Origin of the sequence: Pseudomonas sp. p21, from assembly GCF_001642705.1 — a bacterium.
Classification (GTDB): domain Bacteria; phylum Pseudomonadota; class Gammaproteobacteria; order Pseudomonadales; family Pseudomonadaceae; genus Aquipseudomonas.
This window is the reverse complement of record NZ_LWBV01000002.1, coordinates 808,632-830,987: the sequence shown is the minus strand read 5'-3', so window position 1 is coordinate 830,987 and position 22,356 is coordinate 808,632. Positions and strand designations below refer to the sequence as shown.

Below are 22,356 nucleotides of genomic sequence, written 5' to 3'. Positions count from 1 at the left end.
TAACTCCTGATTGTGGTCCAATCATCACCACCAGCAAGGGGAGTGATGCCGTGAAAAACGCCGAAACCCCAGTATTCAAACTGGTCCTGTTCGGGCCTGAAAGCAGCCTGGGCAAGGCCCTGATGGTAGAGCTGCTGTCACGCCAGCACGAAGTCACCGCCGTGGTAGACGACCTCAACCGCCATGCCGCGCGCCCGGGCCTGCATTTCAAGATAGGCGGGCTGAGCGATGCCGACCAGGCGGAGCAGGGCGCGGCAGGCGGTTCGGCGGTCATTGCCCTGTTGTCGGCGCTGGCGCCGGGCGATCTGCCCGGGCAAGCCCGCATGAGCGAAGCGCTGGTGGCGGGGCTGAAGCGTACGACTATACGCCGGCTGTTGCTGGTGGGCGATTTCGATGTGCTGGATGAGCCGGGCAAGTACAGCGAGGCAGAGCGGGAATGTGTGGATCAGGTGGTCGACGGGTTACAGCGCAGTGCGTTGCGCTGGACCCTGATCAATGCACCACAAGAGGTCCCTGGGTTGGGGATGGAGCATTTTCGCAGCACCGAAGGTACGCTGGAGCCGGGGTTGGCTGAGCCGTTGCGGCGCCTGGCCAGGGTCGCGGCGGGGATGGTGGATATGCTGGAGCTGGATTTGCACCGGGGCGAGCATCTGAACTTCGTGGTCTAGATTGCCGGCGATGGACCGCAAAGCGGCCCCGGGGATGTCACAGGCTGCGCTCGCGCTCCAGCCAATCCACAAACCGCTGGATCAACGCCCCACGCCGCTTGCGTGGCGGCAACACCGCGTAATACCCGCGCGCCGAACGCAAACTCCCCTCCAACGGCCGGCACAACAACCCTTGCTCCACCAACCCATCCACCAGGTGCCCCCAGCCAATCGCCACCCCTTGCCCGGCAATCGCCGCCTGGATCAGCAACGTATAATTATCGAACCGCAACTGCCCCGCCGGCGGCGGGCTGGCCACGCCAAACCCGCGAAACACCCCCGCCCAGTCAAACCAGCGGCTAGCCTGCTCGCCCTTCAAATGCAGCAAGGGCAATCGTTGCAAAGCCACGGCTGACAAGGGTTTGCCATGAATCAGCCGGGGGCTGCATACCGGGAAGACTTCCTCATCGAACAGCCAGCGGCTCTCGCCCTGGTGAAAGCGCCCGTCGCCAAACAGCACCGCCACGTCGATGTCCGGGCGCAACATGCCCTGGCTGCGCTCACCGGTCACCAGGCTCACGTCCACTTGTGGATAAGCCTCGTGAAAACGCTGTAGCCGTGGCATCAGCCAGAACGCCGCAAAGGCGAAGTCGGTAGCCACCTGCAGCACTTCGCGCTGGCCACGCCCACTGGCCTGGGCAATACCGTCCTCCATGGCCTGCAGGCCCTGATGCACCTGTTCGAACAGCACCTGGCCAGCCTCGGTCAGTTCGATACCCCGGTAAATGCGATCGAACAACCGCGTGCCCAACTGTGCCTCCAGGCGTTTGACTTGCTGGCTCACCGCCGGCTGCGTGGTGCCCAGCTCCAGCGCCGCGGCGGTAAAGCCACGCAAGCGTGCAGCGGCCTCGAACACGCGCAAGGTATCCAGCGACAGCTCGGCAAGGTGCTCAAACATAAGCGCAACTAATCCCAGTCATTGCCCGCCATGGGCTTTACCCATGTTATCCACAGTCGCATCTTGGTAGGCAAGCGGTTCGCATAACCCTCAACGATGGAAGCCACCATGACGCGCCCGAATATCCTGTTCATCATGGCCGACCAGATGGCCGCGCCCTTGCTGCCGATCTACGCCCCTTCGCCGATCCAGATGCCGCACCTGAGCCGCCTTGCCGAACAGGCGGTGGTGTTCGACTCGGCCTACTGCAACAGCCCGTTGTGCGCGCCGTCGCGCTTCACCCTGGTCAGCGGCCAGTTGCCCAGCCGCATCGGCGCCTACGACAATGCCGCCGACTTCCCCGCCGATGTGCCGACCTACGCCCATTACCTGCGCCGCCTGGGTTACCGCACCGCGCTGTCGGGCAAGATGCACTTCTGCGGCCCGGACCAGTTGCATGGCTACGAAGAACGCCTGACCAGCGACATCTATCCGGCCGACTACGGCTGGGCGGTGAACTGGGATGAGCCAGACGTGCGCCCTAGCTGGTACCACAACATGTCCTCGGTGCTGCAGGCCGGCCCGTGCGTGCGCACCAACCAGCTGGATTTCGACGAAGAAGTGGTGTTCAAGGCGCGCCAGTATCTTTACGACCATGTGCGCGAGAACGATGGCCGGCCGTTCTGCCTGACCGTGTCGATGACTCACCCGCACGACCCGTACACCATCCCCAGGCGCTATTGGGATCGCTACGAGGGTGTGGATATCCCCATGCCCCGCGCCGAACTCGGCCAGGCAGAACTCGACCCGCACTCGCAGCGCCTGCTGAAGGTCTACGACCTGTGGAACAAGCCGCTGCCTGTGGACAAGGTCCGTGACGCACGCCGTGCCTACTTCGGCGCCTGCAGCTACATCGACGACAACATCGGCCTGCTGCTGCAGACCCTGGAGGAATGCAACCTGGCCGACGACACCCTGATCGTGTTCTCCGGCGACCATGGTGACATGCTTGGCGAGCGCGGCCTCTGGTACAAGATGCACTGGTTCGAGATGTCGGCACGGGTGCCGCTGCTGGTGCACGCGCCGAAGCGCTTCGCGCCAGCCCGGGTCAGCGCCTCGGTGTCGACCTGCGACCTGCTGCCGACCCTGGTCGAACTGGCTGGCGGCGCTGTGGATAACCACCTGCACCTGGATGGCCGCTCGCTGGTCGGCCACCTGCAAGGGCAGGGCGGCCATGACGAAGTGATCGGCGAATACATGGCCGAAGGCACCGTCGGCCCGCTGATGATGATCCGCCGCGGGCCGTACAAGTTCGTGTACAGCGAAGACGACCCGTGCCTACTCTACGACCTGGGCCGCGACCCGCACGAGCGGGAGAACCTCACCGGCAGCCCGGAGCACCAGGCGCTGCTGCAGGCATTTGTCGATGAAGCACAGCAGCGCTGGGATATCCCCAGCTTGCGCCAGCAGGTACTGACCAGCCAGCGGCGGCGCCGTCTGGTGGCCGAGGCGCTGGCCATCGGCAAGCTGAAAAGCTGGGACCATCAACCGCTGGTGGACGCCAGCCAACAGTACATGCGCAACCATATCGATCTCGACGACCTCGAGCGCAAGGCACGTTATCCACAGCCCGCCCCCCTGGATTGAGAAGAGAGGCCGCCATGCACAAGTTCTCCCCCGCCGTGTTCGCCCTGGCCCTGACCCTGGGCACCGCAACGGCCCACGCCGCCGACAGCGACGCGCAATGCAGCACCGTGAAGATGGCCGACCCCGGCTGGAGCGATATCGCTTCCACCAACGCCGTGGCCCGCCTGCTCCTGGAAGGCCTGGGTTACCAGGTGAAGGTCGACAGCCTGGCCGTGCCGATCATCTACGGCGGCCTCAAGGACGGCCGGGTCGATGCCTTCCTCGGCAACTGGATGCCGGCGCAACAGGGCTTCCATGACAAGTTCATCGCCAATGGCGATGTGCTGCAACTGGCGCGCAACCTGGAAGGAACCGAATTCACCCTGGCAGTGCCCGACTATGTGTGGAATGCCGGGGTGAAGGACTTCGCCGACCTGCAGAAACACGCCGATCAGTTCGACAAGAAGCTGTACGGGATTGGCTCCGGGGCACCCGCCAACCTGTCGTTGAAGGAAATCATCGACAAGAATGTATTCAACCTTGGCCAGTGGAAGCTGGTGGAGTCCAGCGAGCAGGCGATGCTTGCGCAAGTCGACCGGGCGGTGAAGAAACAGCAGTTCATCACCTTCCTCGGCTGGACGCCGCACCCGATGAACGTGAAGCTGAGGATGCATTACCTGAGCGGCGGGGAGAAGTGGTTTGGCAGCAAGGGCGAGGTGTATACCCTGACCCGCAAGGGTTATCCACAAGCCTGCCCGAATGCAGCCAAGCTGCTGGGTAACCTGAAGTTCACACTGGACATGGAAAACAGCATCATGGCCGAGGTTGTGGACAAGAAGATCAGCTTCGATGATGCGGCCAAGGCCTGGGTGAAGGCACATCCCGAGTTGCTGGAAGGGTGGTTGGCCGGGGTGACTACCAAGGCCGATGGCAATGCCCTGGAGGCCGTCAAAGCCAAACTGTAATCTCACAAGCAACACGCCATCCCTGTGGGAGCGGGCATGCCCGCGAAAAAGCCACCGCGGTGGATGGCACCGGCTTTGCCGGTGTTCGCGGGCATGCCCGCTCCCACAGAGTCCGCATTACATTAAGGATTGTGGATAACCCATGCATCGCCTCACTCACCTGCTGCCCTTCCTCACCTGGCTGCCCCGCCAATCGGGCCGCAGCCTGCGCCAGGACCTGCTGGTGGGCCTGAGCGGCGCAATCCTCGCCCTGCCGCAATCCATCGCCTACGCCCTGATCGCCGGCCTGCCCGCCGAATACGGCCTGTACGCCGCCATCGTGCCAGTGCTGATCGCCTGCCTGTGGGGCTCGTCCTGGCACCTGATCTGCGGCCCGACCGCCGCCATCTCCATCGTCCTCTACGCCAGCATCAGCCCGCTGGCCGTGGCCGGCAGCGCCGACTACGTCACCCTGGTGCTGCTGTTGACCTTCCTCGGCGGCATCTTTCAGTTGCTGCTGGGGCTTTTGCGCTTCGGCGCACTGGTCAATTTCGTCTCACATTCCGTGGTGCTCGGCTTCACCCTGGGCGCCGCTGTCGTCATCGCCCTGGGCCAGTTGCCCAACCTGCTGGGCATGGACCTGCCCAGCCAGGCCACGGCGCTGAAGACCGTGCAGGACCTGGCCAGCCATGCCGGCGAGGTCGACCTGCCTTCCTTGATTCTGGGTCTGGCCACAGTGGCGATCGGCGTGGCCTTCAAAGTCTGGCGCCCACGCTGGCCCAGCCTGTTGATAAGTCTGATTTTGGTGAGCCTGCTGGCCTGGTTGCTGCCCGGGTTCTTTGGCCATGTGCCGCGTGTGCCGGCATTCACCGGGCAGCTGCCACCCTTCAGCCCGCTGCCCTTGCTGGATGTGGAACTGATCCTGCGCCTGCTGCCCAGTGCAGTGGCGGTGGGCATGCTCGGGCTGGTCACGAGCTTGTCGATTGCCCGCTCGTTGTCGGCACGTTCGGAACAGTTGATCGACGCAGATCAGGAAATACGCGCACAGGGCCTGTCAAACATCGTCGGTGCGTTTTTTTCCGGTTACCTGTCTTCCGGCTCCTTCACCCGCTCCGGGCTGAGCTACGACGCCGGCGCCCGCTCGCCCATGGCCGGGGTATTCTCGGCGCTGTGGGTGGCGGTGTTTGCCGTTGCCGGAGCCGGGCTGATCGCGCACCTGCCGATTCCGGCCATGGCCGGCAGCATCCTGTTGATCTGCTGGGGATTGGTGGACCACCGGGGGATTCGCGCGCTGTTCCGGGTGAGCCGCTCGGAGTTTCTGGTAATGGCACTGACGGCGGCGGCGACCTTGTTGCTGGAATTGCAGACGGCGATCTATGCCGGGGTGCTGGCGTCGCTGTTCTTCTATCTGAAGCGCACGTCACGGCCACGGGTACAGCAGAGCCGTGAAGGTGATGCGGATATATTGCGGGTGGGCGGTTCGATCTTCTTTGGTGCGGCGCATTACCTGCAGGTGCGCTTGCAGCGCTGCCAGGGGCCGCATGTGGTGATCGATGCGCGGCAGGTGAACTTCATCGATTACTCGGGTGTGGATATGTTGCACCGTGAGGCGCGGCGGTTGCGGCGGGCGGGGGGGAGTCTGACCCTGCACCGGGCCAGGCCGCAGGTGATCGAGGAATTGCAGAAGCTGGAAGGGGTGGAGATGTGTCCGATCCGGTTTGAGGAGTGATAGCTGAGATCCTGGGGCTGCTTTGCAGCCCATCGCGACACAAGGCCGCTCCCACAGATCCAATGTGGGAGCGGCCTTGTGTCGCGAAAGGGCCGCAAAGCGGCCCCGACAATCTCAGCCCCGAGCCAGCTGCCGGCGCAACTCTGCCAAAACCGGCGCCGTATCCGGCCGTACCCCACGCCAGATAAAGAAGGCTTCAGCCGCCTGCTCAGCCAGCATCCCCAACCCATCCAGCACCTTGGCCGCCCCCAGCTTCTCAGCCCACTGGCAAAACGGCGTCGGCTCCTTGCCATACATCATGTCGTAGCAAACCGTGCGCCCGGCCTCGACCAGGCTGTCGGCAATCGGCGGCAACTCACCGGCCAGGCTCGCCGAAGTGGCGTTGATGATCACATCCACCGGCTCCTGCAACCAGGCAAACCCGCTGGCTACCACCGGCCCCAGTTCATCGAACTCACGCGCCAGCTGTTCGGCCTTCTCCACAGTCCTGTTGGCAATCACCAGCGACTGCGGCTTGTGCGCCAGAATCGGCTCCAGCACGCCACGCACGGCGCCACCGGCCCCCAGGATCAGAATGCGTTTGCCCGCCAGCTCGACCCCGGCATTCACCGTGAGGTCGCGCACCAGACCAGCGCCATCGGTGTTGTCGCCCTGCAGGGTGCCATCGGCCAACTTGCTCAGCGTGTTCACCGCACCCGCGCGCCGGGCACGCGGAGTCAGGCTATCGCACAGGCGGTAGGCCTCTTCCTTGAACGGCACGGTGACGTTGCCGCCGCGGCCTTGCTTGAAGAAGCCGCGTGCGCAGTCGCTGAACTCGTCCAGCGGCGCCAGCAGCGTGGCGTACTCCAGGTCCTGGCCGGTCTGTTCGGCGAACAGGCGATGGATCAGCGGCGACTTGCTGTGGCCGATAGGGTTACCAAAAACGACGTACTGGTCCATGACGGCTCCTTGATTATCCACAGGCTTATTGGCCGAGCCAGTCGCGGTCCTGCAGGAAGTACTCGGTCAGGCGCGCTTCTTCGCTACCGGGCGCGGCCTTCCAGTCGTAGCCCCAGCGCACCTGCGGCGGTAGCGACATGAGGATGGACTCGGTGCGGCCACCGGACTGCAGGCCAAACAGGGTGCCACGGTCGTAGACCAGGTTGAACTCCACGTAGCGGCCACGGCGGAATTCCTGGAACTCGCGCTGCTGCGGCGTGTAGGGCGTGTCCTTGCGACGCTGGACAATTGGCAGGTAGGCGTTGATGTAGGCATCGCCGATGGCGCGGATGAAGGCGAAGCAGGTGTCGAAGTCCCACTCGTTCAGGTCATCGAAGAACAGGCCACCAATGCCGCGTGGCTCGCCACGGTGCTTGAGGTGGAAGTAGCGGTCGCACCAGGCCTTGTAGCGCGGGTACACGTCGGCGCCGAACGGCGCGCAGGCCTGCTCGGCCACGCGGTGCCAGTGGATGCAGTCTTCTTCATTGCCGTAGTACGGAGTCAGGTCGAAGCCGCCGCCGAACCACCAGACAGCCTCTTCACCTTCCTTTTCGGCGATGAAGAAACGCACGTTGGCGTGGGAAGTGGGCACATGCGGGTTGTGCGGATGGATCACCAGCGACACGCCCAGGGCCTCGAAGCCACGGCCCGCCAGCTCGGGGCGGTGGGCACTGGCCGACGGCGGCAGACCGGCGCCGAACACATGGGAGAAGTTGACCCCGCCTTTCTCGATCACCTTGCCGTCGCCGATCACCCGCGTGCGGCCCCCGCCACCGGCCTCGCGCCCCCAGGCGTCCTCGACGAAGCGGGCGCCGCCGTCTTCTGTTTCGAGGGCAGAGCAGATGCGATCTTGCAGGTCGAGCAGGTAGGCTTTCACGGCCTCGGTGCGGCTAGTCATCGGGTCACCAGGAACGGGCAGGGAAGAATTCGCCGCGTAGCATACCACCGCCAGCCCACGCGCCGCAGTTGACGGCGATCATGCAAAGGCGTCCGATAGAAGGCCTTTCCCGATCACGACGACAGGAGTGCGAGATGGCCAAGCGTATCCAGTTCAGCCAGCATGGCGGCCCGGAAGTGCTGCAGTTTGTGGAATTCGAACCAGCCCCACCCGGGCCACAGCAGGTACGTGTGCGTAACCATGCGATCGGCCTGAACTTCATCGATACCTACTTCCGCAGCGGGCTGTATGCGCCGCCATCCCTGCCTTCGGGGCTGGGCACTGAAGCGGCTGGCGTGGTCGAGGCCGTGGGCGAAGGCGTGACCCGGCTGAAAGTGGGTGACCGTGTGGCCCATGCCGGCGGCCCGCTGGGCGCGTACAGCGAGGTGCATACGCTGCCGGAAGCCAACCTGGTGAAGCTGCCCGACAACATCAGCTTCGAGCAGGCAGCGGCGGTAATGCTCAAGGGTTTGACCGTGCAGTACCTGCTGAAGCAGACCTATGAGGTGAAGGCGGGTGACGTCATCCTGTTCCACGCAGCAGCTGGCGGCGTGGGTTCGTTGGCGTGCCAGTGGGCCAAGGCCTTGGGCGCCAAGCTGATCGGGACCGTGAGCTCTGCCGAGAAGGCCGAGCGGGCCAAGGCGCTGGGGGCGTGGGCGACCATCGACTACAGCCATGAGGACGTGGTCAAGCGGGTGCTGGAGCTGACCGACGGCAAGAAATGCCCGGTGGTGTATGACGGTGTGGGTGCCGACACCTGGCTGACCTCGCTGGACTGCCTGCAGCCTCGTGGGCTCATGGTGAGCTTTGGTAATGCCTCAGGCGCGGTGAGCGGGGTGAACCTGGGAATTCTGGCGCAGAAGGGTTCGCTGTATGTGACCCGACCGACGTTGGCGAGCTATGCCAACAATGCCGAGAATACCCAGGCCATGGCCGATGACCTGTTTGCGATGATTGGTAGTGGGAAACTGGTAGTGGATATCCAGCAGCGGTATCCGCTGAGTGAGGCGGCCAAGGCGCAGAGCGAGTTGTCGGCACGGCGTACGGTGGGGTCGACGGTTCTCTTACCTTGAGAGAAGTAGAATTCGGCTTATCAAGCCTATATATAAAATAAGAATTTTGGCAGTGGTATTGCTGCGTTTGATCGTTAAAACAGGCGAGCGGAGCAATACCATTGCCTTAATTCTTTGTCAAGAAAGCGTCACAACAATAATCAGGCGAACGCAAATTTCAGATAATAGCCTTCAGATCTCTTTTACACCCAGGGCGCACTTATAAGTACTTCCCGCTCCAACCATTACAGTCTTACCAGAAACCACGTAATTTTTTCCAGAAACATTTAAGTTAGAGTCTTTTTCTAGATGCTTGAACAGGAATTCCGCATCATTGACCGGAAGCGGCGTCCCTGGTACTCCACCACTCAACACCAGCACACTATATTCATAATTCATTTCAAAACGCCTCAGTTGTAAGTGCAGGTCAACTGTGTCTAATAAAACAAAACCAAACAACTGGCATTTTTAATAGTTCTCTATTTTCAAGTATTGTGTTAGCACAGAGTCAATACAGTTTGCCGATAGCAGCTAGGGAGTCGGCGCGCTGTGAGTGAGTCGAGCAAATTGGCGCATAGGGGTGAACTAGTACAATGATTTTTCCATCGCCGGATCGGTCAGCGAAAACCAGTTCAAAGGATGTATCCGGTCGTACACCGCGGTGAATGGCACCGGCTTTGCCGGTGTTCGCGGGTCAACCCGCTCCCACAGGTACTGCGTCGGCGTTGAATACGGCGCTATCCCTGTGGGAGCGGGCATGCCCGCGAACACGGGCGCAGCCCGTGCCAGGCACCGCGTTGGATTCTTCGCGGGCTCGCCCGCTCCCACAGGAGGTCCCGGCCAGGCCTGTGGGTATGAGTTAGCCTGGCCGAACGACTTCGCCTGTGGCCAGGTTGCGAATCACACTCGGGTTCTTCCTTCCACCCAAGGCCCCGCCCAGTACCAGATCCAGCTGCCCATGGAAGTATTGCTCCACCCGCAACCGGGTCTTCGCCGCCGGGCGCCCGCCCGGGTTGCACGAGGTGGAAATCAACGGCCCCACCAACGCGCACAGCTCACGCACCACCGGATGGTCGCTGACCCGCAACGCAACGGTGTCATGCTCCCCGGTCACCCACTCGGGCAACAGGTCCTGGTGCGGCACCAGCCAAGTGTTCGGCCCCGGCCAGGTGCTGCCCATGCGATCAATCCAGTCCTCGGGGAAATCCTCGAACAAAAAGTCAAACTGGCGGATATTGTCGGCGACCAGGATCAGGCCTTTATCCACAGGCCGGGACTTCAGCGCCAGCAGGCGATACACCGCGTCCTCGTTCCACGGGTCGCAGCCCAGGCCCCAGACCGCTTCCGTCGGGTAGGCAATCACTGCGCCCGCCCGGATCTCACGTGCGGCTTGTTGCACACGAAAACTGCTCACCATTTCTGTTACTCCGCCTAAATACCTTGCTGGTGAGCAGTGTACTTAGCCCGCGCGGGCAAACCAACGCCCGGCTTCATTGCTGACCCGGCCTTCCAGTTCTAGCTCGGTCAGCTGTGCCAGCACATCGGCCAACGGCTGCTCGCTGCAGTGGGCCAGGCTTTCGCTGGTCTGCGGCGCGGCATGCAGCAGGGCAAGCAGGGGATGGTCGAATTTGTCCACAACCGCAGGCGGCAGGTTCTGCCAGCCCTGCAGGCTTTCCGGATCTGTTCCACGCTCTCCACCAGCAGCGCACCGTCACGGATCAACTGGTGGCAACCCTTGGCCCCGGGGTGGTGAATGGAGCCCGGTATGGCATACACCTCGCGGCCTTGCTCGGCGGCCAGGCGTGCGGTGATCAGCGAACCACTGGCCAGGCTGGCCTCGACCACCAGCACGCCCAGCGACAGGCCACTGATGATGCGATTGCGCCGGGGGAAGTTGCCGGGCAGAGGCCCGGCATCCAGCGGGTACTCGGAAACCAGCGCGCCGCCATTGTCGATCATCGCTTGCGCAAGCGACTTGTGGCGCTGTGGATAAAGTTTTTGCAACCCCGTGCCGAGCACGCCAATCGTGCCGCCACCTGCCTGCAGTGCGGCCCGATGAGCGGCACCGTCGATGCCCACGGCCAAGCCGCTGGTGATGGTGAAACCCGCCTGCGCAAGGTAACGGGAAAATGCCGCAGCGGTGTCGAGCGCCGGGGGTGAAGCACGTCTGCTGCCCACAATTGCCAGCTGCGGGCGCTCGAGCAAGGCCGGGTCGCCAGCGACGAAAAGCAGCGGTGGGGCATCGTCGATTTCCGCCAATAGTGGCGGGTAGCCAGGGCCGTCCCACATCAGTAAATGTTGGCCCGGACGCTCTAGCCAGGCCATTGCGGCCAGTGCACCTTGACGTACTTCGGCACTGCGGCGGGCATCGATGGTGGCCTGTGGTATGCCCAATGCGCGCCAGGCGCCGGCCGGTGCGCACAGTGCCGACGAGGCACTGCCAAAGGCCTCCAGCAAGGTGCTAAAGCGACGCAATCCTGCTTCCGGCAGCCGGTGCAGGCGTAATCGCGCCTCCAGTTCGGCAGGCGGAAGAGGCGACGAATGGTAGGTCTGCATACGGATCATCCTTGATCGAAATGGGGCCATCGGCGTGGCACAAGCTGTGGATAACTTTGTTGATAACGCTTTGACAACCTGTCCATCGAATGGGCTATAAGCAGCCCTTGGAAACCCTAGCCGAGCTTTGCCAGGTGCTGAAATCCCCGTTTCCCTTTATTATGTGTGCTCAGTTTTCAACCGAACGCACAGTGACTGCCTGACCTTATGGCCATCTTGAACATTCTCGAATTCCCGGACCCGCGCCTGCGCACCATCGCCAAACCGGTGACGGAGTTCGACGACGCCCTGCGTCAGCTGATCGACGACATGTTTGAAACCATGTACGAAGCCCCTGGCATCGGCCTGGCGGCCACCCAGGTCAACGTGCACAAGCAGGTCGTGGTCATGGACCTCAGTGAAGACCGCAGCGAGCCGCGCGTCTTCATCAACCCCACGGTCGAAGAGCTGACCCATGACATGGGCCAGTACCAGGAAGGCTGCCTGTCGGTACCTGGCTTCTACGAGAACGTCGACCGCCCGCTGCGTGTACGGGTCAAGGCCCAGGACCGCGACGGCAAACCGTACGAGCTGGAATGCGAAGGCCTGCTGGCGGTGTGCGTGCAGCACGAATTCGATCACCTCAACGGCAAGCTGTTCGTCGACTACCTGTCGCAGCTCAAGCGCGACCGGATCAAGAAGAAGCTGGAAAAGCAGCACCGCCAGCAAGCCTGATCCCCACCTTCCAGAAGGCTTGCTCCGGCAAGCCTTTTTCTTTTTTGAAGCGAGAACTCCATGCGCATCGTCTTTGCAGGCACTCCAGAGTTTGCCGCCGAACACCTCAAGGCCTTGCTCGACAGCCCCTACGAGATCGTGGCCGTCTACACCCAGCCCGACCGCCCAGCCGGCCGCGGCCAAAAGCTGATGCCGAGCCCGGTCAAGCAACTGGCTGTGGCCCATGACATCCCGGTGTTCCAGCCGCCGACCCTGCGCAACGCCGAAGCCCAGGCCGAACTGGCCGCGCTGCAGCCGGACCTGATGGTGGTGGTCGCCTATGGCCTGATCCTGCCGCAAGTGGTGCTGGATATCCCGCGCCTGGGCTGCATCAACAGCCACGCCTCGCTGCTGCCACGCTGGCGCGGTGCCGCACCGATCCAGCGCGCCGTGGAAGCCGGCGACGCCGAGAGCGGTGTGACCGTGATGCGCATGGAAGCAGGCCTGGACACCGGCCCGATGCTGCTCAAGGTAGCCACCCCGATCAGCGCCGAAGACACCGGCGGCAGCCTGCACGACCGCCTCGCACAAATGGGCCCGCCGGCTGTAGTCCAGGCCATCGCCGGCCTGGCCGACGGTTCGCTGCACGGTGAAGTGCAGGACGATACCCTGGCCACCTATGCGCACAAGCTGAACAAGGACGAGGCGCGTATCGACTGGAGCCGCCCGGCCGTCGAACTGGAGCGCTTGATCCGTGCCTTCAACCCGTGGCCGGTGTGCCACAGCACTCTCGATGGCGAAAGCGTGAAAGTGCTGGCCGCCAACTTGTCCACAGCGGCAGGGGCCCCCGGCGAGATCCTCTCCGCCAGCAAGGACGGCCTGGTGGTCGCCTGCGGTGACCAGGCGCTGAGCCTGACCCGCCTGCAACTGCCTGGCGGCAAGGCGCTGAACTTCAGTGACCTGTTCAACAGCCGCCGCGAGAAATTCGCCAGCGGCAAGGTGCTGGGCCAATGAACCCTCGCCTCGCCGCCGCCCGTGCCCTTGCCGCTGTGCTCAGCGGCAAGGCCTCGCTGAACAGCTCGCTGCCGGCGCAACTGGACAAGGTCGATGAACGCGACCGCGGCCTGACCCAGGACCTGGCGTTCGGCACCGCGCGCTGGCAACCACGCCTCGACCTGCTGGCCGCGCAGTTGCTACAGAAGCCGTTCAAGGCAGCCGATGCCGATGTGCAGGCGCTGCTGCTGGTCGGCCTGTACCAGCTGTTCTACAGCCGTATCCCGGCCCACGCCGCCATCGGCGAGACCGTCGGCTGCGCCGACAAGCTGAAGAAGCCGTGGGCCAAGGGCCTGCTCAATGCCGTGCTGCGTCGCGCCCAACGCGAAGGCGAAGAGTTGCTGGCCGGCATGGAGCGCGACCCGGTGGTACGCACTGCCCACCCGCGCTGGCTACAGAAGTCGCTCAAAGCCTTCTGGCCGGAGCAATGGGAGGCCATCTGCGCCGCCAACAATGCCCACCCGCCGATGATCCTGCGGGTCAACCGCCGCCACCACAGCCGCGACGCCTACCTGGCACTGCTGGCCGAAGCGGGCGTTGGCGCCAGTGCCTGCCAGTACAGCCGTGACGGCATCGTGCTGGCCGAAGCCTGCGACGTGCGCGGCCTGCCAGGCTTTGCCGAAGGCTGGGTGAGCGTGCAGGACGAAGCCGCGCAGCTGTCCGCCGACCTGCTGGAGCTGGCCCCCGGCCAGCGCGTGCTCGACGCCTGCTGTGCACCGGGCGGCAAGACCTGCCACCTGCTGGAAGCCGAAGCCGGCCTGGCCCACGTGGTGGCCATCGACCTCGAAGCCAAGCGCCTGACCCGTGTGCGCGAGAACCTCGACCGCTTGCAGCTGGACGCCGAGCTGATTGCCTGCGATGCCCGCGACACTGCCAGCTGGTGGGACGGCAAGCCGTTCCAGCGCATCCTCCTCGACGCACCATGCTCGGCCACCGGCGTGATCCGCCGCCACCCGGACATCAAGCTGACCCGTCAGGCCGACGACATCCCTGCCCTGGCCACGCTGCAAGGCGAGCTGCTCGATGCCCTGTGGCCGACCCTGGAAGTGGGCGGCATGCTGCTGTACGCCACCTGCTCCAGCCTGCCGACCGAGAACACCGAAGTGATCGACGCCTTCCTCGCCCGCACCCCGGGCGCCCGTGAACTGGACCTGGCCACCGAAGCCGGCCTGCGCCAGCCCCACGGCCGCCAGTTGCTGGCCCAGGAGGGCGGCCACGACGGTTTCTACTATGCCAAGCTGATCAAGATCGCCGCCTCGCGCGGATAAGAACAAAAGGTAGGGAGTAGCGGATGAAGATCATCATCCTCGGCGCAGGCCAGGTAGGCGGTACGCTGGCTGAGCACCTGGCCAGCGAAGCCAACGACATCACCGTGGTCGACACCGATGGCGACCGCCTGCGCGACCTGGGGGACCGCCTGGACATCCGCACCGTGCAAGGCCGCGGCTCGCTGCCTACTGTGCTGCGCCAGGCCGGTGCCGACGACGCCGACATGCTGGTGGCGGTAACCAACAGTGACGAGACCAACATGGTCGCCTGCCAGGTGGCCTATTCGCTGTTCCACACCCCGACCAAGATCGCCCGGGTGCGCGAGTCGGCCTACCTGACCCGCGAAGAGCTGTTCGACAACGACCATATCCCGGTCGATGTGCTGATCAGCCCCGAGCAGGTGGTGACCAACTACATCAAGCGCCTGATCGAGCACCCGGGCTCGCTGCAGGTGATCGACTTCGCCGAAGGCAAGGCCCAGCTGGTGGCAGTGAAGGCGTACTACGGTGGCCCGCTGGTGGGCCAGCAACTGCGCCAGATCCGCGCGCACATGCCCAACGTCGACACCCGCGTGGCGGCCATCTTCCGCCGCGACCGCCCCATCACCCCGCGGGGCGACACGGTGATCGAAGCCGACGACGAAGTGTTCTTCATCGCCGCGAAGAAGGACATACGCGCGGTGATGGGCGAGCTGCGCCGCATCGACGAAACCAACAAGCGCGTGGTCATCGCCGGTGGCGGGCAGATCGGCGAACGCCTGGCCGAGGCCATCGAAAGCCGTTACCAGGTGAAGATCATCGAGATGAGCCCGGCCCGTTGCCGACACCTCTCCGACACCCTGGAAAGCACCGTGGTGCTGCAGGGCAGCGCCTCGGACAAGGACCTGATGCTCGAGGAGAACATCGCCGATGCCGACATCTTCCTGGCCCTGACCAACGACGACGAAGCCAACATCATGTCGTCGCTGCTGGCCAAGCGCCTGGGTGCGCGCAAGGTGATGACCATCATCAACAACCCGGCCTATGTCGACCTGGTGCAGGGTGGTGACATCGACATCGCCATCAGCCCGCAGTTGGCGACCATCGGCACCCTGCTGGCGCACGTGCGCCGTGGCGACATCGTCAGCGTGCACTCGCTGCGCCGCGGCGCGGCCGAGGCTATCGAAGCGGTGGCGCACGGGGATTCGAAGTCGAGCAAGGTGGTCGGCAAGGCGATCGAAGACATCGCCCTGCCGCCGGGCACTACCATCGGCGCGATCATTCGTGACGAAGAGGTGATGATCGCCCACGATGACACCATGATCGAGTCGGGCGACCATGTGATCCTGTTCGTTGTGGATAAAAAGCATATTCGGGATGTGGAGAAGCTGTTCCACGTCGGCTTGAGTTTCTTCTAGGAGCACAGGGCATGCGCGAATCGCTGGAGAAAATGCTGGCCAAGGGTGTGGATAACCCGTTGCTGAGGTTCGGGCTGGGCAAGGCCTGGCTGGATGAAGGCAATGGCGCTGAAGCGGCGGTGCATCTGGCGCGCTGCGTGGAACAGGACCCGAAGTACTCGGCGGCGTGGAAGCTGCTGGGCAAGGCGCATCAGCTGCAGGGTGACCTGGCGGCGGCGCGCAAGGCCTGGGAGGAGGGGATCGTCGCGGCGCAGGCCCATGGCGACAAGCAGGCCGAGAAAGAGATGACCGTGTTCCTGAAGAAGCTCAACAAGACATCAGGTTGACGCGATCCCTGTGGGAGCGGGTTCACCCGCGAATGCGATGCTGGATTCACCGACGCATTCGCGGGTAAACCCGCTCCCACAGGGGGACAGTGAAACAATCAATACCAGCGCGGCTCGCCAGCCGGGCGTTTCTTGAAGCGCTTCATGCTCCACATGTACTGGCTGGGGTACTCGCGCACATAGCGCTCGACCACCTTGCTCATTGCCGCCGCCGACACCGTCACGTCGGTGCTGTACATCTCTTCCGGCGCCGCCTCCAGAAACACCTTGAAGCCCGAACCATCCGGCAGCCGCAGGGCATGCAGGAACACCCCCACCGCCTTGCCCCCGGCCAGCATGTTCGGCACGAACTTGCTGGTCAGCGCCTGGGTGCCCAGGAACGGTACGAACACCCCCGCCGACTCCGCCGGCTCCGGGTCGGCAGGAATACCCACCTGGCCACCACGGCGCACTTCCTTGATCACGCTGAGGATGCCTTCCTTGGTCGAAGGCGCCACGCGGTTGCCCATCTGCACGCGCTGCTCGCGCAGCAGGTCATCCACCGCCTTCAGCTTCGGCGGGCGGTAGAAGATGATCGGTTTGCACTGGTTGCAGTAGAAGTGGTTCAGCACCTCCCAGTTGCCCAGGTGGCTGGTGATACCGACCACACCCTTGCCCGAAGCCAGGGCCTGCTCCAGCACTTCCAGGCCGTGCACTTCCTTGACCAGCTCCAGCGAGCGCTGCGGCGGCCAGATCCAGGCACAGGCACTTTCGACGAAGGATTTACCGATATCCTTCAACGCGCGACCCACCAGTTGCTCGCGTTCGACCGGGTCCATCTCCGGGAAGCATTTGGCCAGGTTGATACGCACGACATTGCGCGAGCCGTTGGGGATCTTCCACATCAGCCAGCCGATACCGGCGCCGACGCGCTGCACAGCGCCCCAGGGCAGCTTGGCAAACAGACGCAGCACCCCGACCATCAGGGCGCCCTTGAACTTTTCCACAGGCGAATTCCTTATTTCAGCAAGGCGCGCATTGTAACCCCTCAGCGCAACAAGGCGGCGTAGCGATCGCAATCGGTGGTGTGGTCCATGACCATGCCGGTGGCCTGCATGAAGGCGTAGCAGATGGTCGGGCCGACGAAGGTGAAGCCGGCTTTCTGCAGGGCTTTGCTCATTGCCTTGGCTTCATCGGTAACCGCTGGCACCTCGCTGCGCCCCGTGAAGTGGTTGATCTTCGGCGCCCCACCAACAAACGACCACAGCCATTCGACGGGGTTATCCACAGCCAGCCAGGCCTGCGCGTTACGCCTGGCAGCCTTGAGCTTGAGGCGGTTGCGGATGATACCGGCATCCTGCATCAGCTCCTCGATGCGTTCGTCGCTCATGACGGCGAGTTTCACCGGATCGAAGCCGTGCATCACCTCGCGATAACGCTCGCGTTTGCGCAATACGGTGATCCACGACAGCCCCGCCTGGAACCCTTCGAGCAAAAGCATCTCGAACAGCAACGCCGGGTCACGCTGTGGCGTTCCCCATTCCTGGTCATGGTAGGCCTGGTACAACGGATCGTCGGTACACCAAAAGCAGCGTGGCATAAGGCTCCAATGAGTAGAGGGCGAGGCGAATCAGGTTATACTCCCGCTCTTTACATCCGCATCCCCAGATACAGGTGAATTTCGTGAGCCAGCCTACGCCAGCCGTGCGTACCTTCCAAGACCTGATCCTCGCCCTGCAGAACTACTGGGCCGAGCAAGGTTGTGTGGTGCTTCAGCCCTACGATATGGAAGTAGGCGCCGGCACTTTCCACACCGCTACATTCCTGCGCGCCGTGGGTCCAGAAACCTGGAACGCCGCCTATGTGCAGCCTAGCCGTCGCCCTGCCGACGGGCGGTATGGCGAAAACCCCAACCGCCTGCAGCACTACTACCAGTTCCAGGTGGTACTCAAGCCCAACCCGGCCAACTTCCAGGAGCTGTACCTCGGCTCGCTGAAAGCCATCGGCCTGGATCCGCTGGTCCACGACATTCGCTTCGTCGAAGACAACTGGGAATCGCCGACCCTCGGCGCCTGGGGTCTGGGTTGGGAAATCTGGCTCAACGGCATGGAAGTCACCCAGTTCACCTACTTCCAGCAGGTAGGCGGCATCGAGTGCTACCCGGTCACCGGTGAAATCACCTACGGCCTCGAACGCCTGGCCATGTACATCCAGGGCGTCGACTCGGTGTACGACCTGGTGTGGGCCGACGGCCCGTTCGGCAAGGTCACCTACGGTGACGTGTTCCACCAGAACGAGGTGGAGCAGTCGACCTACAACTTCGAACACGCCAACGTCGAGAAGCTGTTCGAACTGTTCGACTTCTACGAAAGCGAAGCCAACCGCCTGATCAAGCTTGAGCTGCCGCTGCCGACTTATGAAATGGTCCTGAAGGCCTCGCACACCTTCAACCTGCTGGACGCCCGCCGCGCCATCTCGGTAACCGAGCGCCAGCGCTACATCCTGCGTGTACGTACCCTGGCCCGGGACGTGGCGCAAAGCTATCTGCAAGCCCGTGCACGCCTGGGCTTCCCAATGGCTACCCCTGAACTGCGTGACGAAGTGTTGGCTAAGCTGGAGGCTGCACAATGAGTGCTCAAGATTTCCTGGTAGAACTGGGCACCGAAGAGCTGCCACCCAAGGCCCTCGCCAGCCTCGGCGAAGCTTTCCTGGCCGGTATCGAGAAAGGCCTGCAGGCCGCTGGCCTGAACTACACCGGCAAGCAGGTATACGCCGCGCCGCGTCGCCTGGCCGTGCTGATCCGCCAGCTGGACGTGCAGCAGCCTGACCGCAGCATCAACATCGACGGCCCGCCCCTGCAGGCTGCTTTCAAAGACGGCGAGCCGACCCAGGCTGCCTTGGGCTTTGCCAAGAAATGCGGTGTGGAGCTGTCGGAAATCGACCAGAGCGGCCCCAAGCTGCGCTTCTCCCAGCACATCCCGGGCAAGGCCACCGCTGGCCTGCTGCCGACCATCGTCGAAGATTCGCTCAACGACCTGCCGATCCCCAAGCGCATGCGCTGGGCGGCCAGCCGTGAAGAGTTCGTGCGCCCGACCCAATGGCTGGTGATGCTGCTGGGCGACCAGGTGGTCGACTGCACCATCCTGTCGCAGAAGGCCGGCCGTGAATCCCGTGGCCACCGCTTCCACCACCCGGAAAACGTGGTCATCACCACCCCGGCCAACTACGTCGAAGACCTGCGCAAAGCGTACGTGCTGGCCGACTTCGCCGAGCGCCGCGAGCTGATCAGCAAACGTACCGCCGAGCTGGCCATGCAGCAGGAAGGCACAGCCATCGTGCCACCGGCGCTGCTGGACGAAGTGACCGCGCTGGTGGAGTGGCCAGTGCCGCTGGTGTGCTCGTTCGAGGAGCGTTTCCTCGAAGTGCCGCAGGAAGCCCTGATCACCACCATGCAGGACAACCAGAAGTACTTCTGCCTGCTGGACAGCGAAGGCAAGCTGCTGCCGCGCTTCATCACCGTGGCCAACGTCGAAAGCCGTGACCCGAAGCAGATCGTGCAAGGCAACGAGAAGGTCGTGCGCCCACGCCTGACCGATGCCGAGTTCTTCTTCAAGCAGGACAAGAAGCAGCCGCTGGAAACCTTCAACGAGCGCCTGAAGAACGTGGTGTTCCAGGCTCAGCTGGGCACCGTGTACGACAAGGCCGAGCGCGTTTCCCGGCTGGCCGCCTTCATCGCCCCGCTGATTGGCGGCGACGCCCAGCGCGCCGGCCGTGCCGGCCTGCTGTCGAAGTGCGACCTGGCCACCGAGATGGTCGGCGAATTCCCTGAGATGCAGGGTGTTGCCGGTTACTACTACGCGCTCAACGACGGTGAGCCGGAAGACGTGGCCCTGGCCCTGAACGAGCAGTACATGCCGCGCGGTGCTGGCGCCGAGCTGCCGCAGACCCTCACCGGTGCTGCCGTGGCCATCGCCGACAAGCTCGACACCCTGGTCGGCATCTTCGGCATCGGCATGCTGCCGACCGGCAGCAAGGACCCGTACGCCCTGCGCCGTGCTGCCCTGGGCGTGCTGCGTATCCTGATCGAGAAGCAACTGGACCTGGACCTGACCGGCGCGGTCGAGTTCGCAGTCAAGCAGTTCGGTGCCAAGGTCAAGGCCGCCGGCCTGGCCGAGCAGGTACTGGAGTTCATCTTCGACCGCCTGCGTGCACGCTACGAAGACGAAGGCATCGACGTGGCCACCTACCTGTCGGTACGTGCCCTGCAGCCAGGTTCTGCCCTGGACTTCGACCAGCGCGTGCAGGCTGTACAAGCCTTCCGCAAGCTGCCGGAAGCCGAGGCCCTGGCCGCGGTGAACAAGCGCGTGTCGAACCTGCTGAGCAAGGCCGAAGGCGCCATCGCCGATCACGTCGAGCCGAAGTACTTCGACAATGCCAACGAGTTCTCCCTGTACTCGGCCATCCAGCAGGCCGACCAGGCCGTGCAACCGATGGCAGCTGCACGCCAGTACAGTGAATCGCTGGCCCGCCTGGCAGCCCTGCGTGACCCGGTCGACGCCTTCTTCGAGGCAGTGATGGTCAACGCCGAGGACGCCAAGGTACGCGCCAACCGTTATGCCCTGCTCAGCCGCCTGCGCGGCCTGTTCCTGGGCGTGGCCGACATTTCGCTGCTGGGGTAAGCCTTGAAACTGCTGATTCTCGACCGTGACGGAGTCATCAACTACGACTCCGACGCCTACATCAAGACGCTGGACGAGTGGGTACCGATCCCTGGCTCGGTCGAAGCGATCGCGCAGTTGAGCAAGGCGGGCTGGACGGTGGCCGTTGCCACCAACCAGTCCGGCATTGCCCGTGGCTACTATGCGCTGGCAACCCTCGAAGCCATGCACGCGCGCCTGCGCGCGCTGGTGGCCGAGCAGGGTGGCGAGGTGGGTCACATCGTGTATTGCCCGCACGGGCCGGACGAAGGCTGCGATTGCCGCAAGCCCAAGCCTGGCATGCTGCGGGCGATTGCCGAGCATTACCAGGTCGGCCTGGAAGGCGTCTGGTTCGTTGGCGACAGCAAAGGTGACCTGGAGGCCGCCCTGGCCGTCGGTGCACAACCCGTGCTGGTGAAAACCGGCAAGGGCGAGCGGACCCTGGAAAAAGGCGTCCCGGAAACTACACTGATTTTCGACGATCTGGCAGCTATCGCCAGAGAACTAATTTAAACAGTGCGCCTTCGGGCGCATTTTTCTCAGGCGGGCATGCCCCGCAATGGTACAAGCCACTATGTCGATCCTGCAGGCGATCAGAATCTTTCTTTTTTACCTGCTGCTGGGCACCAGTTCGCTGCTGTGGTGCTCGCTGAGCTTCTTCGTCGCGCCGTTCCTGTCGTTCCCCAAGCGCTACAAGTTCATCAACGTGTACTGGTGCCGTTGCGCGTTGTTCCTGGTGCGCACCATCCTGGGTATCGACTACAAGGTCACTGGCGCCGAGAACGTGCCTGATGAGCCTTGCGTGATCCTGTCCAACCACCAGAGCACCTGGGAAACCTTCTTCCTTTCCCAGTACTTTTCGCCGCTGAGCCAGGTGCTCAAGCGCGAGTTGCTGTACGTGCCGTTCTTCGGTTGGGCCATGGCCATGCTGCGGCCGATCGCGATCAACCGCGATAACCCCAAGGAAGCTCTGCGCCAGGTAGCCAGCAAGGGTGATGAGCTGCTCAAGCAGAAGACCTGGGTGCTGATCTTCCCGGAAGGCACCCGCGTGCCATTCGGCACCATGGGCAAGTTCTCCCGGGGCGGTACCGCGCTGGCAGTGAATGCCGGGCTGCCAGTGCTGCCGATTGCCCACAACGCCGGCAAGTTCTGGCCGAAGACCGGTTGGGGCAAGCGCGCTGGCACCATCGAGGTGGTGATTGGCGAGCCGATGTACGCCAACGGCACCGGGCCACGGGCCATTGCCGAACTCAACGACCGCGCCGCGGCGTGGAACGAAGCGACCCAGCGGGCCATGGGTTCGCTGCCGCCAGCAGAGGAAAAACCCCAGGAGCAGATGGCCTGACCTTCTGTGGATAACTTGTGAACTGTTTTTGGATTAAATGCCTTAAGTGATCGCTAAGTGTTTGAATTAGCTGTTTATTTCTGTGTATGACATTTTTCTGAAAATCGTGCATAAGTTTTTCGGGGTATAAGAAAACCGGCTTTTACAGCCGGTTTTTTTATGGGATCGGTAGCAGGATTGCACCCTCTGTGG

Annotated in this window: 21 protein-coding genes and 1 pseudogene; 14 read left to right on the top strand and 8 right to left on the bottom strand. The window is 63.3% G+C overall.

The features are described from left to right. Nucleotides 1-50: 50 nt before the first annotated feature. Nucleotides 51-668, top strand: coding sequence for an NAD(P)-dependent oxidoreductase (locus A4C63_RS08710; protein WP_063912315.1), 618 nt, complete (start codon nucleotides 51-53; stop codon nucleotides 666-668). A 37-nt stretch (nucleotides 669-705) separates the two neighbouring features. Here the strand turns inward: A4C63_RS08710 and A4C63_RS08705 are convergent, their stop codons facing one another. Next, nucleotides 706-1,605: a LysR family transcriptional regulator gene (locus A4C63_RS08705; RefSeq protein WP_063912314.1), complete on the bottom strand. Its 900-nt coding sequence runs from the start codon at nucleotides 1,603-1,605 to the stop codon at nucleotides 706-708. A gap of 108 nt (nucleotides 1,606-1,713) precedes the next feature. Here A4C63_RS08705 and betC point away from each other — a divergent pair, with 108 nt between their 5' ends. From betC to A4C63_RS08690, 3 genes are all read left to right on the top strand, one after another. Beyond that, nucleotides 1,714-3,231: a choline-sulfatase gene (gene betC / locus A4C63_RS08700; protein WP_063912313.1), complete on the top strand. Its 1,518-nt coding sequence runs from the start codon at nucleotides 1,714-1,716 to the stop codon at nucleotides 3,229-3,231. Nucleotides 3,232-3,245: 14 nt separating this feature from the next. Next, the gene (gene choX / locus A4C63_RS08695) at nucleotides 3,246-4,175 is read left to right on the top strand and encodes a choline ABC transporter substrate-binding protein (protein ID WP_063912312.1); all 930 of its coding nucleotides are present in this window, start codon (nucleotides 3,246-3,248) and stop codon (nucleotides 4,173-4,175) included. 142 nt (nucleotides 4,176-4,317) lie between these two features. After that, nucleotides 4,318-5,883 (top strand): SulP family inorganic anion transporter, encoded by a 1,566-nt coding sequence (locus A4C63_RS08690; protein ID WP_063912311.1) that lies wholly within the window; start codon nucleotides 4,318-4,320, stop codon nucleotides 5,881-5,883. Nucleotides 5,884-5,997: 114 nt separating this feature from the next. Here A4C63_RS08690 and aroE read toward each other — a convergent pair whose 3' ends face one another. Then, nucleotides 5,998-6,822 (bottom strand): shikimate dehydrogenase, encoded by an 825-nt coding sequence (aroE, locus tag A4C63_RS08685; protein ID WP_015268442.1) that lies wholly within the window; start codon nucleotides 6,820-6,822, stop codon nucleotides 5,998-6,000. A gap of 25 nt (nucleotides 6,823-6,847) precedes the next feature. Continuing rightward, on the bottom strand, nucleotides 6,848-7,759 hold the full coding sequence (gene hemF, locus A4C63_RS08680) for an oxygen-dependent coproporphyrinogen oxidase (protein ID WP_063912310.1): 912 nt from the start codon (nucleotides 7,757-7,759) through the stop codon (nucleotides 6,848-6,850). 134 nt (nucleotides 7,760-7,893) lie between these two features. Here hemF and A4C63_RS08675 point away from each other — a divergent pair, with 134 nt between their 5' ends. Further along, nucleotides 7,894-8,871 carry an NADPH:quinone reductase gene (locus A4C63_RS08675; RefSeq protein WP_063912309.1) on the top strand — a complete coding sequence of 326 codons (978 nt, stop codon included), beginning with the start codon at nucleotides 7,894-7,896 and terminating at the stop codon, nucleotides 8,869-8,871. 171 nt (nucleotides 8,872-9,042) lie between these two features. Here the strand turns inward: A4C63_RS08675 and A4C63_RS26255 are convergent, their stop codons facing one another. The 3 genes and pseudogenes from A4C63_RS26255 to dprA form a co-directional block, all read right to left on the bottom strand. Beyond that, complete coding sequence (locus A4C63_RS26255; RefSeq protein ID WP_156510855.1) at nucleotides 9,043-9,249, bottom strand: hypothetical protein; 207 nt, start codon at nucleotides 9,247-9,249, stop codon at nucleotides 9,043-9,045. A gap of 460 nt (nucleotides 9,250-9,709) precedes the next feature. Continuing rightward, entirely contained in the window at nucleotides 9,710-10,267 is a 558-nt protein-coding gene (locus A4C63_RS08670; protein WP_023660948.1) for an L-threonylcarbamoyladenylate synthase, read from the bottom strand. Between the two features lie 42 nt (nucleotides 10,268-10,309). After that, nucleotides 10,310-11,406 (bottom strand): annotated as a pseudogene (gene dprA / locus A4C63_RS08665) (DNA-processing protein DprA). 207 nt (nucleotides 11,407-11,613) lie between these two features. Between dprA and def the strand changes: the two are divergent. From def to A4C63_RS08640, 5 genes are read left to right on the top strand one after another with little or no spacing between them, the layout of a single operon-like run. Then, a complete protein-coding gene (gene def / locus A4C63_RS08660; RefSeq protein ID WP_051097836.1) occupies nucleotides 11,614-12,120 on the top strand; it encodes a peptide deformylase in 507 nt (168 codons plus the stop codon). Between the two features lie 60 nt (nucleotides 12,121-12,180). Continuing rightward, on the top strand, nucleotides 12,181-13,113 hold the full coding sequence (gene fmt / locus A4C63_RS08655; RefSeq protein ID WP_063912308.1) for a methionyl-tRNA formyltransferase: 933 nt from the start codon (nucleotides 12,181-12,183) through the stop codon (nucleotides 13,111-13,113). Next, the gene (rsmB, locus tag A4C63_RS08650; RefSeq protein WP_013970265.1) at nucleotides 13,110-14,420 is read left to right on the top strand and encodes a 16S rRNA (cytosine(967)-C(5))-methyltransferase RsmB; all 1,311 of its coding nucleotides are present in this window, start codon (nucleotides 13,110-13,112) and stop codon (nucleotides 14,418-14,420) included. Before fmt ends, rsmB begins: the two co-directional genes overlap by 4 nt. A 23-nt stretch (nucleotides 14,421-14,443) precedes the next feature. Next, nucleotides 14,444-15,817 carry a Trk system potassium transporter TrkA gene (gene trkA / locus A4C63_RS08645; protein ID WP_013970264.1) on the top strand — a complete coding sequence of 458 codons (1,374 nt, stop codon included), beginning with the start codon at nucleotides 14,444-14,446 and terminating at the stop codon, nucleotides 15,815-15,817. 11 nt (nucleotides 15,818-15,828) lie between these two features. Continuing rightward, nucleotides 15,829-16,143, top strand: coding sequence for a tetratricopeptide repeat protein (locus tag A4C63_RS08640; protein ID WP_061550195.1), 315 nt, complete (start codon nucleotides 15,829-15,831; stop codon nucleotides 16,141-16,143). Nucleotides 16,144-16,241: 98 nt separating this feature from the next. Here the strand turns inward: A4C63_RS08640 and A4C63_RS08635 are convergent, their stop codons facing one another. Further along, nucleotides 16,242-17,129 (bottom strand): lysophospholipid acyltransferase, encoded by an 888-nt coding sequence (locus A4C63_RS08635; RefSeq protein ID WP_063912307.1) that lies wholly within the window; start codon nucleotides 17,127-17,129, stop codon nucleotides 16,242-16,244. A 41-nt stretch (nucleotides 17,130-17,170) separates the two neighbouring features. Continuing rightward, nucleotides 17,171-17,722, bottom strand: a complete 552-nt coding sequence (locus A4C63_RS08630) for a DNA-3-methyladenine glycosylase I (RefSeq protein WP_063912306.1) — start codon at nucleotides 17,720-17,722, stop codon at nucleotides 17,171-17,173. Between the two features lie 83 nt (nucleotides 17,723-17,805). Here A4C63_RS08630 and glyQ point away from each other — a divergent pair, with 83 nt between their 5' ends. From glyQ to A4C63_RS08610, 4 genes are read left to right on the top strand one after another with little or no spacing between them, the layout of a single operon-like run. After that, on the top strand, nucleotides 17,806-18,753 hold the full coding sequence (glyQ, locus tag A4C63_RS08625; RefSeq protein ID WP_023377955.1) for a glycine--tRNA ligase subunit alpha: 948 nt from the start codon (nucleotides 17,806-17,808) through the stop codon (nucleotides 18,751-18,753). Continuing rightward, nucleotides 18,750-20,801: a glycine--tRNA ligase subunit beta gene (gene glyS / locus A4C63_RS08620; RefSeq protein WP_063912305.1), complete on the top strand. Its 2,052-nt coding sequence runs from the start codon at nucleotides 18,750-18,752 to the stop codon at nucleotides 20,799-20,801. Before glyQ ends, glyS begins: the two co-directional genes overlap by 4 nt. A gap of 3 nt (nucleotides 20,802-20,804) precedes the next feature. Continuing rightward, complete coding sequence (gene gmhB / locus A4C63_RS08615; protein ID WP_025337180.1) at nucleotides 20,805-21,332, top strand: D-glycero-beta-D-manno-heptose 1,7-bisphosphate 7-phosphatase; 528 nt, start codon at nucleotides 20,805-20,807, stop codon at nucleotides 21,330-21,332. Between the two features lie 46 nt (nucleotides 21,333-21,378). Further along, nucleotides 21,379-22,164 carry a 1-acyl-sn-glycerol-3-phosphate acyltransferase gene (locus A4C63_RS08610; RefSeq protein WP_063912304.1) on the top strand — a complete coding sequence of 262 codons (786 nt, stop codon included), beginning with the start codon at nucleotides 21,379-21,381 and terminating at the stop codon, nucleotides 22,162-22,164. Nucleotides 22,165-22,356 lie beyond the last annotated feature (192 nt).

Bases quoted from the DNA above. Each gene is read 5' to 3' on its own strand.
- A4C63_RS08640 (WP_061550195.1), top strand. From the start codon at position 15,829: ATGCGCGAATCGCTGGAGAAAATGCTGGCCAAGGGTGTGGATAACCCG.
- betC (WP_063912313.1), top strand. From the start codon at position 1,714: ATGACGCGCCCGAATATCCTGTTCATCATGGCCGACCAGATGGCCGCG.
- trkA (WP_013970264.1), top strand. From the start codon at position 14,444: ATGAAGATCATCATCCTCGGCGCAGGCCAGGTAGGCGGTACGCTGGCT.
- aroE (WP_015268442.1), bottom strand. From the start codon at position 6,822: ATGGACCAGTACGTCGTTTTTGGTAACCCTATCGGCCACAGCAAGTCG.
- fmt (WP_063912308.1), top strand. From the start codon at position 12,181: ATGCGCATCGTCTTTGCAGGCACTCCAGAGTTTGCCGCCGAACACCTC.
- A4C63_RS08705 (WP_063912314.1), bottom strand. From the start codon at position 1,605: ATGTTTGAGCACCTTGCCGAGCTGTCGCTGGATACCTTGCGCGTGTTC.
- A4C63_RS08690 (WP_063912311.1), top strand. From the start codon at position 4,318: ATGCATCGCCTCACTCACCTGCTGCCCTTCCTCACCTGGCTGCCCCGC.
- A4C63_RS08670 (WP_023660948.1), bottom strand. From the start codon at position 10,267: ATGGTGAGCAGTTTTCGTGTGCAACAAGCCGCACGTGAGATCCGGGCG.
- A4C63_RS08610 (WP_063912304.1), top strand. From the start codon at position 21,379: ATGGTACAAGCCACTATGTCGATCCTGCAGGCGATCAGAATCTTTCTT.
- hemF (WP_063912310.1), bottom strand. From the start codon at position 7,759: ATGACTAGCCGCACCGAGGCCGTGAAAGCCTACCTGCTCGACCTGCAA.
- A4C63_RS08630 (WP_063912306.1), bottom strand. From the start codon at position 17,722: ATGCCACGCTGCTTTTGGTGTACCGACGATCCGTTGTACCAGGCCTAC.
- def (WP_051097836.1), top strand. From the start codon at position 11,614: ATGGCCATCTTGAACATTCTCGAATTCCCGGACCCGCGCCTGCGCACC.
- rsmB (WP_013970265.1), top strand. From the start codon at position 13,110: ATGAACCCTCGCCTCGCCGCCGCCCGTGCCCTTGCCGCTGTGCTCAGC.
- A4C63_RS26255 (WP_156510855.1), bottom strand. From the start codon at position 9,249: ATGAATTATGAATATAGTGTGCTGGTGTTGAGTGGTGGAGTACCAGGG.
- A4C63_RS08675 (WP_063912309.1), top strand. From the start codon at position 7,894: ATGGCCAAGCGTATCCAGTTCAGCCAGCATGGCGGCCCGGAAGTGCTG.
- choX (WP_063912312.1), top strand. From the start codon at position 3,246: ATGCACAAGTTCTCCCCCGCCGTGTTCGCCCTGGCCCTGACCCTGGGC.
- glyS (WP_063912305.1), top strand. From the start codon at position 18,750: ATGAGTGCTCAAGATTTCCTGGTAGAACTGGGCACCGAAGAGCTGCCA.